The 11,861-nt window shown below is 70.1% G+C and carries 9 protein-coding genes; 7 read left to right on the top strand and 2 right to left on the bottom strand.

Annotated elements, in window-relative coordinates:
* The first annotated feature begins 14 nt into the window (after positions 1 to 14).
* The 7 genes from ACIPYS_RS10880 (at position 15) to ACIPYS_RS10850 (ending at position 9,841) form a co-directional block, all read left to right on the top strand.
* Complete coding sequence (locus tag ACIPYS_RS10880) at positions 15 to 1,313, top strand: extracellular solute-binding protein (RefSeq protein ID WP_093860591.1); 1,299 nt, start codon at positions 15 to 17, stop codon at positions 1,311 to 1,313.
* Between the two features lie 89 nt (positions 1,314 to 1,402).
* Positions 1,403 to 2,434, top strand: coding sequence for a carbohydrate ABC transporter permease (locus ACIPYS_RS10875; protein WP_093860590.1), 1,032 nt, complete (start codon positions 1,403 to 1,405; stop codon positions 2,432 to 2,434).
* Positions 2,431 to 3,258, top strand: a complete 828-nt coding sequence (locus tag ACIPYS_RS10870; RefSeq protein WP_093860589.1) for a carbohydrate ABC transporter permease — start codon at positions 2,431 to 2,433, stop codon at positions 3,256 to 3,258. The genes ACIPYS_RS10875 and ACIPYS_RS10870 overlap by 4 nt, the downstream gene beginning before the upstream one ends.
* Before the next feature lie 7 nt (positions 3,259 to 3,265).
* Complete coding sequence (locus ACIPYS_RS10865) at positions 3,266 to 4,819, top strand: glycoside hydrolase family 3 protein (protein WP_093860588.1); 1,554 nt, start codon at positions 3,266 to 3,268, stop codon at positions 4,817 to 4,819.
* Between the two features lie 447 nt (positions 4,820 to 5,266).
* The gene (locus ACIPYS_RS10860; protein WP_093860587.1) at positions 5,267 to 6,559 is read left to right on the top strand and encodes an extracellular solute-binding protein; all 1,293 of its coding nucleotides are present in this window, start codon (positions 5,267 to 5,269) and stop codon (positions 6,557 to 6,559) included.
* A gap of 246 nt (positions 6,560 to 6,805) precedes the next feature.
* The gene (locus ACIPYS_RS10855; RefSeq protein ID WP_093860586.1) at positions 6,806 to 7,858 is read left to right on the top strand and encodes an SIS domain-containing protein; all 1,053 of its coding nucleotides are present in this window, start codon (positions 6,806 to 6,808) and stop codon (positions 7,856 to 7,858) included.
* Positions 7,859 to 8,320: 462 nt separating this feature from the next.
* Positions 8,321 to 9,841: a sensor histidine kinase gene (locus tag ACIPYS_RS10850; protein WP_286158633.1), complete on the top strand. Its 1,521-nt coding sequence runs from the start codon at positions 8,321 to 8,323 to the stop codon at positions 9,839 to 9,841.
* A 415-nt stretch (positions 9,842 to 10,256) separates the two neighbouring features.
* Here ACIPYS_RS10850 and ACIPYS_RS10845 read toward each other — a convergent pair whose 3' ends face one another.
* Both ACIPYS_RS10845 and ACIPYS_RS10840 read right to left on the bottom strand, forming a co-directional pair.
* Positions 10,257 to 10,508, bottom strand: coding sequence for a WhiB family transcriptional regulator (locus ACIPYS_RS10845; RefSeq protein ID WP_014138019.1), 252 nt, complete (start codon positions 10,506 to 10,508; stop codon positions 10,257 to 10,259).
* Positions 10,509 to 10,878: 370 nt separating this feature from the next.
* Complete coding sequence (locus ACIPYS_RS10840; protein ID WP_400745357.1) at positions 10,879 to 11,850, bottom strand: diacylglycerol/lipid kinase family protein; 972 nt, start codon at positions 11,848 to 11,850, stop codon at positions 10,879 to 10,881.
* Positions 11,851 to 11,861 lie beyond the last annotated feature (11 nt).

Below are 11,861 nucleotides of genomic sequence, written 5' to 3'. Positions count from 1 at the left end.
CTCAGGAGGATGGCGTGAAGCGTCAGCTCATCGCGGCGGTCGGCGTCGCGGCCATGGTTGTTGGTCTCGCGGCCTGTGGCTCGGACGCCAAGAAGGACGACAGCGGCAGCAACTCCGCGTCCGGCAGCTCGACCGCCGCGGCCGGCAAGAAGGACTACAACGGCAAGACGCTCAAGGTGTGGCTGATGACCGGCTCGGCCCCCAAGGGCTGGGAGGACTCGGTCAAGACCGAGTTCGAGTCGACCTACCCGGGCTCCAAGGTCGAGTTCCAGACCCAGGAGTGGACCGGCATCGGTCCCAAGGTCACCGCCGCGCTCTCCGAGGGTTCCGTCGACGTCCTCGAGGTCGGCAACACCCAGACCGCGGGCTACGCCGCCACCGGTGGTCTGCTCGACATCACCAAGGACAAGGCCGCCATCGGCGGTGCCGACTGGGCCGCCAACCAGAGCGAGTCCGCGATCCTGGACGGCAAGCAGTACGCCGCCCCGTGGTACGTCACCAACCGCGTCGTCTCCTACAACAAGGACCTCTGGACCAAGGCCGGTCTGAGCATCCCGAAGACGCTGGACGAGTTCTACACCTCGCTGGAGAAGCTCAAGACCACCGAGGGCGTCGCCGACCCGATCTACATGCCGGGCCAGGAGTGGTACGTCTACTTCGGTCTCCTCACCAGCGAGGGCGGCAAGCTGGCGAAGAAGGACGGCGACAAGTGGACCGGCGGTCTGTCGACCCCCGAGGCGCAGAAGGCGTTCGACGTCTACAAGAAGCTCCAGGGCTACTCGACCACGGGTGCCAAGGACAAGGACGAGGCCAAGCCGCAGCAGAAGGACGTCTTCGGCAAGGGTGACGTCGGCGCGATGATCGGCCTCGGCTGGGAGCTCCCGGACGAGAAGGCCATGGCCAAGGACAAGATCGGCTTCTTCCCGCTCCCGGGCAAGACCGCCGACAAGCCCTCCGGCGCCTTCCTCGGCGGCTCGAACCTGGCCGTCGCCTCGGCCAGCAAGAACACCGACATGGCCAAGGACTTCCTGAAGGTCGCCCTCAACGACAAGAACGAGGGCATCGTCGCCGCCTCGGGTCTCATCCCGAACAAGACGGCGCTGAACGACAAGGTCGTCGGTGACTTCGCGTCCGCCGCGAAGCTGGCCGCGGTCGTCGGTGGCATCACCCCGACCACCCCGAACTGGGCGAGCGTCGAGAACGACCCGAACCCGATCAAGGAGTTCCTGACCGCTGCCCTGACCGGCGACTACGCCGCCGCCGCCAAGAAGGCGGACGACGAGATCGCCAAGCGTCTCAACGCCAAGCAGTAGCAGTCGAGCGGCGTCGCTCACCGGCTCCCGGCGGGGGGCCGGTGGGCGGCGCCTGTCCGTCGTGGTCGGGTTGTCAGGAAGAGAGAACGATGGCTGTGCATTCGGAGCGGGTGCAGACACAGTCCCCGGAGTCAGGGAAGGCTGCTGTGGCCACTATTGAGACGAGCGCCGCCCGCAGCGGCGGCGCCGGCACCGCGAAGAAGAAGAGCGCCAGACCGGCGGACGGGCGGAGCATCGGCTCCCGGTTCGCGCCGTACCTGCTGCTCCTGCCGGCCACTCTGGCCACCCTGGCCCTGTTGGGCTGGCCCCTGCTGAAGACCGTCCTGGTCTCGTTCCAGAACCTGAACGCGCGCCAGCTCGTCCAGCACCTGACCGAGTGGAACGGCTTCGAGAACTACACCGAGCAGCTCAAGGACGAGCAGTTCTGGGCCGTCACCGGCCGCTCGGTCGCCTTCACGGTGCTGAACGTCTTCCTGATCATGGTCGGCGGCGCGCTGGTCGGCCTGCTGCTCAACCGGCTCGGCAAGAAGATGCGGCTGCTGCTGTCGATCGGCCTGCTGCTCGCCTGGGCGATGCCGGTGGTCGCCTCGACCACCGTGTACACCTGGCTGTTCGAGACCCGGTTCGGTGTCGTCAACTGGCTGCTCGACGCCCTGGGCTGGCACTCGATGGCCGCCTACAACTGGACCGGCAGCCAGTACTCGACCTTCTTCGTGATCCTCCTGCTGCTGGTCTGGGGCTCGATCCCGTTCGTGGCGTTCAACATGTACGCGGCGCTGACCACCATCCCCAAGGAGCTCTACGAGGCGGCCCGGATGGACGGCGCGGGGCCGGTGAAGATCTTCACCGCGGTGATGTTCCCCAACCTCAAGCCGTTCTTCCTCGCCACGACCTTCCTCGAGGTCATCTGGATCTTCAAGGCCTTCACCCAGATCTACGCGATCAAGGCCGGCGGTCCCGACGGGCTCACCCGCACCCTGCCGATCCACGCCTTCCTGGAGGGCTCGGGCCGCCAGCACTACGGCACCGGTGCCGCGATCGCGGTGCTCACCATCCTGATCCTGGGCGTCCTGATGGCGTACTACTTCCGGATCATTCTGAAGCAGGAGGACGAGCTGTGAGGCGCTCGCTCATCGGACGCACCTGGCCCAACGTCGTCGCGGTCGTCCTCTTCGTCTTCTTCGCGTTCCCCGTCTACTGGATGATCAGCACGGCCTTCAAGCCGTCCAAGGACATCATCAGCAAGACGCCGGTGTTCGTGCCGCTCGACGCGACCCTGGAGCACTTCAAGACCGCGGTCAACGTGCCGAAGTTCTGGACGTACACCGCCAACAGCTTCATCGTCACCGTGCTCGCGGTGGTCATCTCGCTGGTGATCGCCACCCTGGCCGCCTTCGCCGTCGCCCGGATGCGCTTCCGCGGCCGCAAGGCCTTCGTGCTGGTCATCATGGCCGCGCAGATGGCGCCCTGGGAGGTCATGACCATCGCGGTCTACCTGATCTCCCGCGACAACGAGATGCTGAACAGCCTCGTCCCGCTCACCGCCTTCTACATGATGATGGTGCTGCCCTTCACCATCTGGACCCTGCGCGGATTCATCGCGGCGGTCCCGAAGGAACTGGAGGAGTCGGCCATGGTGGACGGCTGCACCCGCACCCAGGCCTTCGTGAAGGTGATCTTCCCGCTGCTGGCGCCGGGCCTGATGTCCACCTCGCTGTTCGGCTTCATCACCGCCTGGAACGAGTTCCCGCTCGTCCTCATCATCAACAAGACCGACGGCCAGACCCTGCCGCTGTGGCTGTCCTCGTTCCAGACCGCCTTCGGCAACGACTGGGGCGCCACCATGGCGGCGTCGACGCTGTTCGCCCTCCCGGTGCTGATCCTGTTCGTCTTCCTGCAGCGCAAGGCGGTCGGTGGCCTCACCGACGGCGCCGTGAAGGGCTGATCCCATCGTGAGCATCCTCGTTCCCACCCTCCCGGCCTCCGACCAGCTGCACCGCGACGCGCTGACCGTCCTCCAGCCCGGCTTCGTCGGCACCGAGCCGCCGGAGTGGCTGCGCCGCCACCTCGCGGCCGGCCTCGGCTCGGTCGCGCTGTTCGACCGCAACGTGGCCGACCTCGGCCAGCTGGCCGCCCTCACCGCCGCGCTGCGGGCCGAGAACCCCGACCTGCTGATCGCCATCGACGAGGAGTCCGGCGACGTCACCCGGCTGGAGGCGGGCTCCGGCTCGTCCTGGCCGGGCAACCTCGCCCTCGGCGCGATCGACGACCCGGCGCTGACCCGCGACGTGGCCCGTGAGCTGGGCCGGGCCCTGGCCGCCGCCGGCGTGAACTACAACTGGGCGCCCACCGCCGACGTCAACTCCAACCCGCGCAACCCGGTGATCGGCGTCCGCTCCTTCGGTGCCGACCCGGAGCTGTGCGCCCGGCACACCGCCGCCTGGGTCGAGGGCCTGCAGTCGGCCGGCGTCGCGGCCTGCTCCAAGCACTTCCCGGGCCACGGCGACACCGCCGTCGACTCGCACCACGGGCTCCCGGTCATCGACGTCGACCTGGACGTGCTGCGCGCCCGCGACCTGGTGCCGTTCCAGGCCGCCATCGCCGCCGGGACCAAGGCCGTGATGACGGCCCACATCATGATCCCGGCGCTCGACCCGAAGCTGCCCGCCACGCTCAGCCCCACCGTGCTGCGCGACCTGCTGCGCGCGGCCCCGCAGGACGGCGGCCTGGGCTACCAGGGCCTGATCGTCAGCGACGCGATCGAGATGGGCGCCATCGCCGACACCTTCGGCATGGGCGAGGGCACCGTGCTGGCCCTGGCGGCCGGCGCGGACGCGATCTGCGTGGGCGGCGGGCTGGCCGACGAGGCCACCGTGCTGATGCTGCGGGACGCCATCGTGGCGGGCGTGCAGTCCGGCCGGCTCCCGGAGGAGCGGCTCGCCGACGCGGCCGCCCGGGTGCGCGCGCTGGGCAGCTGGGGCCGGATCGCGGCCCAGGGCGAGCGGCCGGAGGCGGACCTCGCGGTCGGCCTGCGGGCGGCCCGCCGGGCGCTGCGGGTGGTCCGCGCGCCGGGCCGGGAGGTCCTGCCGGTGACCGAGCGCCCGTTCGTGGCCTCGTTCTCCGCCGAGCCCAACATCGCCGTCGGCGACGTGACCCCGTGGGGCGTGGCCGGCATGCTGGCCGACCGCTTCCCGGGCACCCGGACCCGTGAGGTCGGCCCGGAGGCCGCCGAGCCGCAGGTGCTGGACGCGACGGTGGCCGAGGTGCTGGCCGAGGCCGCGGACCGCCGCCTGGTGCTGGTGGTCCGGGACGTCCACCGGCACGAGTGGATGTCGGCCGCGCTGGCCCGCCTGGTGGCGGCCCGGCCGGACGCCGCGGTGGTCGAGATGGGCCTGCCGCAGTCCGAGCCGGTCGGCGCGCTGCACATCGCCACCCACGGCGCGGCCCGGGTCTGCGGCCTGGCCGCGGTCGAGGTGCTCACCGGGCAGCCGGGGGCGATCGGCTGACTCCCCGCCGGACCGTGACACCGGGGGCCGCGAGGCACCCCGCCGACGGGCCCGTCATGCGCATGCCGCATGGCGGGCCCGTCGGCGTCCCCGGACCCCGGCGGGCCGGTTGACCTGCCGATTCGAACAACCTGACGGTGTTCCCTCAAATCCTCCTTAAGGCACCCTTAAGTTCTACTTAGGGTGACCGCCGCGCAACTGATCGCCCACGGGGTACAACAGGTCTGCAACGGCCGTTCCTGCCAGGTCATTTGGCGTTGACACCAGCAGTGGTCTAGGCCAGGCTCCAGTCCATCCGGTTCGAATTTCAATTTCCCCGGATGTGGTATCGGCCCACCCCGAAGCTCTTCGCCGCCCTCCCCGGACACCGTCCCGTCGGGCAGCCAGCACGCTGCCGGCGGGCACAGCTCAAACACCTCGGAGGATGGCGTGGGAAAGCCTCGGTTCATGGCGTCGGTCGGCATCATGGCGCTGGCCGCGGGTCTGACGGCCTGTTCGTCGGGCGGTCCGGCCTCCGGCGGCAAGTCGGCCTCGGCGGACCCGCAGTCCGCCACCGGCACCGTCACGGTCTGGCTGATGGACGACGCCCAGAAGAGCTGGCCCGACCTCGTCCAGCGGGTCAACGACGAGTTCGCGGCCAAGTACCCCAAGGTCACCCTGCGGCTCGCCTACCAGGGCTGGGCCGACAAGGTCGCCAAGCTCGACAAGGCGATCGCCGACGGCACCGCCCCGGACGTGGTCGAACTCGGCAACACCGAGACCATGAAGTACGTGCTCTCCGGCCAGCTGGCGCCGGTCGAACGGACCACCTTCGACAACGCCGACAGCTGGATCAAGGCGCTCGCCAACACCTGCACCTACCAGGACAAGCTCTGGTGCGTGCCCTACTACGCGGGCGCCCGGGTCGCGATCTACAACGCGGCGGCCCTCCAGCAGGCGACGGGCAGCGCCGACTTCCCGAAGACCGAGGACGAGCTGCGCACGGCGCTGGACCGGATCGCCGACAAGAACAAGGCCGACAAGACCTACTCCCCGCTCTACCTGCCCGGCCCGTACTGGTACGCCGCGATGAGCTACGTCTCCGCGTACGGCGGCGCCATCGCCCGCTTCGACAGCGGCGGCAACTGGCACGGCACCCTGAGCGACCCCAAGTCGCAGCAGGGCATCAACCACTTCGTCGACCTGGTGCGCAAGTACAACAAGGGCGATCTGACGCTCAACGAGCAGAACCAGTACGAGGCGATGGCCCGCGGCCACGCGGCGACCTTCTACGGCAACGGCTACGAGGCCGCCAGCGTCGCCGCCCCGGTCACCGGCGACCCGAGCCTCAAGGACGCCGTCAAGGTGGCCACGATGCCCGGGCCGGGCGGCAAGCCGCTGCCGACCTTCATCGGCGGCTCGGCGCTCGCCGTCACCGCGAAGTCGCCCGCCGCGGCCCTGGCCACCGACTGGGTCCGGATGTTCACCAGCACCAAGTCCGAGCAGGCACTGGCGGACAAGGACATCCTGCCGAACAACCTCACCCAGCTGAACCCGCTGAAGAGCAAGCCCGCCACCGCCGCCGCGGCCAACGCGGTGCCGGACGCCTGGTTCACCCCGCTGGCCCCCGGCTGGGGCCTGGTGGAGAAGCAGAAGATCCTGCCGGACATGCTGACCGCGATCCTCAAGGGCAAGCCGGTGGACCAGGCCACCAAGGAGGCGGACGCCGCCATCGACCAGCTGATCAACAAGGCCGGCTGAGCAGTCGCCGCCCCGGAACCGGAGCCCCTCCCCGCACCGCCGGGAGGGGCTCCGCACTCCCGGGGGCACCCCCGGCGGCCGCCGGACCGGGCGTGACCACGTCCTCGGATGTGCCGCACCCGGGCGGCCCCCGTAGGATTGCCGCAGCAATCACCGGAGCGAGTGTGCGGACTCGCCGCCGTAGAGGTCCCCGCCGGGCATTCCCGCCCGGGCGGGGTGGAACCATCTCATCGGAGGCACCCCACGATGTCCGACACGCAGACCGTCCCTGGCCGGATCATGGCGGCGGAGATGGCCGAGCAGCCGGCCGTCCTGCAGCGCATCCTCGACGAGGGCGCCCCCAAGATCTTCGAGATCGCCGGGCAGATCGCCGCCCGCAAGCCGCGCTTCGTCCTGCTGACCGCGCGCGGCACCTCGGACAACGCGGCGCTGTACGCCAAGTACCTGATCGAGATCCTGCTCGGCAAGCCGGCCGGTCTCACCTCGATGTCCACCACCACCGCGTACGGGGCCAAGCCGGACCTGACCGACGTGCTGGTGATCACCGTCAGCCAGTCGGGCGGTTCGCCCGACCTGGTCGCCTCCACCAAGGCGGCCCGCGAGGCCGGGGCCATCACCCTCGCCGTCACCAACAACGCGGGCTCGCCGCTGGCCGAGGTCTCCGAGTTCCACATCGACGTGCTGGCGGGCCCGGAGAAGGCCCTCCCGGCCACCAAGACCTACACCGCCGAGCTGCTCGCCCTCTACCTGCTGATCGAGGGCCTGCGCGGCGGCGACGGCGCGGCCGCCAAGGACCTGCCGGAGCTGGCCGCCGGGATCCTGGCCCGCCAGGACGAGGTCAAGGCCCTGGCCGACCGCTACCGCTTCGCCCAGCGCCTGGTCATCACCTCGCGCGGCTACGGCTACCCGACCGCCCGCGAGGCGGCGCTGAAGCTCATGGAGACCACCTACATCCCGGCCTCCCCGTTCTCCGGCGCCGACCTGCTGCACGGTCCGCTGGCCATGGTCGACAACGTCTCCCCGGTCATCGCGATCGTCCCGGACGGCAAGGGCGGCGAGGCCCTGCAGCCGGTGCTGGACCGCCTGCGCGGCCGCGGCGCGGATCTGGTCGTGGTGGGCCAGCAGGCGCAGGTGGAGTCCGCCTCGGCGGGCTTCGCGCTGCCGGCCGGCGTGCCGGAGGAGGTGCAGCCGATCCTGGAGATCCTGCCGCTGCAGCTGCTGGCCTACGAGGTCACCATCGCCCGGGGCCAGGACCCGGACGCCCCCCGCGCCCTCGCCAAGGTCACCGAGACCCACTGACGCCACTGACGCGCAGAACGCCGGGACCCCCGTCCACAGCCTGTGGACGGGGGTCCCGGCGTTCCGGCCTGCGCCTGCGGGGCGGAACGGGCCCGGACAGCACGACGGGCCGCGACGTGACGTCGCGGCCCGGGGCCTGGAAAGCACTACGGGCCACGGCGCCGACACGGGACCCTCAACCCATGCGGCACCGCAGCCCGGAGCTGTCGTCGGGCGCCGTGTATGACCGAGAACTGTGCGGGGTCCTCGCTCGGCGGCGTCCGACCGAGGAGGGGCCTCGCGCGGTCAGGGCAGTTGCGCGGTGGGCCTCTCCTTGGTGCCCTTTCATTGTGGACTAGACCAATCTGGCTTGTCCAGGCCGGCCCGCAAATTGGTCTGGACAACTTGGTGGAGCGGCCGCGGCACCCGTCGGCCGGGGGTGGGCCCGGGCCGTTCCCGCGCCCCTGGAGCTACGCTCAGCCTGTGCCCTCGCTGAACGAACTCGTCCGCCGCCACACCACCCTGACCGGTGCCGATGTGGAGTGGCTGCACATGCTGGTCTCGGAGTGGCAGCTGCTCTCCGACCTGTCCTTCGCCGACCTGGTCCTGTGGATCCCCACCTGGGACGGCATCCGGTACGTCTCGGTCGCCCAGATGCGGCCCAACACCGGCCCGACCTCCTACCAGGACGACATGGTCGGCCACCTCGTCCCGCGCGGCCGCCGCCCCCTGCTGGACGCCGCCTACGACGAGGGCCGGATCGTGCGCGAGGGCGACCCGGAGTGGCGCGAGGAGGTGCCGGTCCGGGTCGAGTCGATCCCGGTGCGGCGCGAGGGCAAGGTGCTCGGGGTGATCGCCCGCAACACCAACCTGCTGACCGTCCGCACCCCCAGCCGGCTGGAGCTCACCTATCTGCAGAGCGCCTCCGACCTGGCCCAGATGATCGCCGCCGGCACCTTCCCCTACCCGGGGGTCGAACAGACCGACATGGACGCCGCGCCCCGGGTCGGCGACGGCCTGATCCGGCTCGACGCGGACGGCGTGGTCACCTACGCCAGCCCCAACGCGCTCTCCGCCTACCACCGGCTCGGCCTCACCGCCGATCTGGTCGGCAGCCACCTGGGCCGGGCGACCGCCGAACTGGTGCCGCCCTCCCGGGCGGCCGTGCACGAGGCGCTGGTCAAGCTGGCGAGCGGCTGGGCGCCCCGGCAGACCGAGGTGGAGGTCCAGGGCGGGGTGGTGACTCTGCGGGCCATCCCGCTCAAGCCCAAGGGCACGCTGACGGGCTCGCTGGTGCTCTGCCGCGACGTCACCGAACTGCGCCGCCGCGACCGCGAACTGATGACCAAGGACGCCACCATCCGGGAGATCCACCACCGGGTGAAGAACAACCTGCAGACGGTCGCCGCGCTGCTGCGCCTGCAGTCCCGCCGGATGGACTCGGAGGCCGGCCGGGCCGCCCTGGACGAGGCGGTCCGCCGGGTCGGCTCGATCGCGATCGTGCACGAGACGCTGTCCCAGGCGCTGGACGAGAAGGTGGCCTTCGACGAGATCGCCGACCGGGTGCTGGCCATGGTGGTGGAGCTGTCCCAGGACGGCCGGGTGGCGACCCGGCGCAGCGGCAGTTTCGGCATCCTCTCGGCCGAGGTGGCCACCCCGCTGGCGATGGTGCTCACGGAGCTGCTGCAGAACGCGCTGGAGCACGCGTTCGGGCCGAGCGCCTCCGGCAGCCTGGAGGTCAGCGCGCTGCGCGGCCGGGCGCCGGCCACCGGGATGGGCTGGTCGGACAGCTGGAACGGCGGGGCGCGGCCGGAGGAGTACCTGCTGATCACCGTGCAGGACGACGGCAAGGGCATGCCGGAGGGCTTCGATCCGCAGCAGGCGGGCAACCTCGGGCTGCAGATCGTCCGGACACTGGCCACCGGGGAGCTGGGCGGCACCTTCGACATGGTGGCGGGCCCGAACGGCGGCACCAAGGTGGTGCTGGAGATCCCGGTGCGCTGAGACGTACCGGGGTGTGGGGGGAGCGTGCGACTGGCGTGAGCGCCGGTGGCCCGCTCCTTCACCACCGTCCGCGGCGTGAAGTCGGCGAAGGAAAAAACGAGGCCCTGTCGACCGGGGGGGGTGGGTCGACAGGGCCTCTCAACCCGTTCCGGCCGTCGGGGGGAGTCGGCCGGAACGGGGGCTCAAGTGGTGCGCCACTCGCCGGTGCGTTGCACACGGTGAGCGCCACAGCTCCACAATATTGCTCTAAGTGAACAGTATCAAGTGGCTGGGCGGGCAAGTGTCGCAGGACCTTTTCGGGCAAGGTCCTTTGTACGGAAGGCTTCACCAGGAAGTGCAGGCGAAGCCTTTGATCATGTGTTGATCGGTGCGGTGGTTACTGCTGGTACTACGGCGTGTGATCAGGCGGTGCGGGTCAGGCCGTACGGGCGCGGTTGCGGGCGGCGCGACGCTTCATCGCACGACGCTCGTCCTCGCTCATGCCGCCCCAGACGCCGGCGTCCTGGCCGGTCTCGAGGGCCCACTGGAGGCACTGCTCCATGACCGGACAGCGGCGGCACACGGCCTTGGCTTCCTCGATCTGCAGCAGAGCAGGACCGGTGTTCCCGATCGGGAAGAACAGCTCCGGGTCCTCTTCGCGGCAGACAGCGCGGTGGCGCCAGTCCATGGTCGTCCAACTCCTCCTGCCGACGGGGGTCACCCGCACGGCACATCGATGGTCCTTGTGAATGTGAACGCTTTCACGAATCCCGCAACAGCAAAAGAGACCAAAGGCCCATCGGGCCCGGGAGGTCTGTGCTGGGGAGGGATTCGGCGATTCGAGGGACACTCCGCGGTCGGCACCCAACAGGTTCTGAGGTTGCCGTCGCTGCGATGTGTCCCGATCGCCATGTAGAGGTTCGCAAACCTCGAGCCCGGATACAACCCCCTTCAGGGAGGAATTTTTGATTCTTCGGTGTCGCCTAGCTCACAGCCAGTACTTCTATGGAGTGAAGGGGGCTTGTGCGTTCGAGAAGAAGGGGGAAGGGCCCTTCTAGTCACACAATCACACGCAGTGCCCGCCGTACGCCTGTGAAACTGACGCGACTCCTGGACCCAAGGTGGTCCCCGTCGACCTGGAACGGGGCCGGTTCCTCCGAAACCAAGGTGAAGTGACGGACGTCGTGATAGGAGACGACATGCTTCCCGGAAGGGCCCGGCGATGCGGCGCCGTCGCTCGAAGGCCCGTGCGACCGCAGGATCTGACGGACCGTTCGAGCGGTGCCGAACGCCGTCATCCGGGTGATGCCGAAGACGTCGAGGTCCGCGTCGAAGGAGGCGAGCGGCGAGGGATAGACCGGGCGGTTGCCCAGGAACGTCCAGGGCGAGGTGTTGCTGACTATCGCCAGCGCCAGGCCGGGCACCGGCCCGTGGCCCGCCAGCTCCAGGGAAACCGGGCCTGATCTGCGCTGCTCACGCTGGGTGACGAAGTGGCGGAGCGCCTGCGTGACATAGAGCGCGTGCGTGGACTTGCGCCCCGCCCGGCGCTGCTCCTCGACCCGGCCCACCACTCCGGCGTCGAAGCCGAGCCCCGCGGTGAAGGTGAACCAGCGGTCCGGCAGCCCCTCGGTCATCGCCTTGCCCAGCCCGATCGGGCGTTCCCGCCGGTTCTCCAGGGCGTTCAGCAGCGCGCCGGTCGCCTCCACCGGGTCGTTCGGCAGTCCCAGCGCACGGGCGAACACATTGGTCGAACCGCCCGGGACCACGGCCAGCCGGGGGACCTTCTCGCCCGGGCCGTGCGAGAGCAGGCCGTTGACCGCCTCGTTGACGGTGCCGTCGCCGCCCAGGGCCACCACCAGGTCGACCGTGCCGTCCTCGACCGCCTGGCGGGCCAGGTCGCGCGCGTGGCCCCGGTACTGGGTCTGCGCCACCTCCAGCTTGAGGTCGCTGCGCAGGGCGTGGATCAGGACGTCCCTGGTGCGACCGCTGGTGGTGGTCGCTTTCGGGTTGACGACCAGGAGAGCGCGCATGTGCTCAGCCT

The organism is Kitasatospora sp. NPDC089913 (genome assembly GCF_044748625.1).
Lineage (GTDB): Bacteria > Actinomycetota > Actinomycetes > Streptomycetales > Streptomycetaceae > Kitasatospora.
The sequence above is the reverse complement of the archived record's forward strand: the minus strand, read 5'-3'. Positions and strand labels throughout refer to the sequence as shown.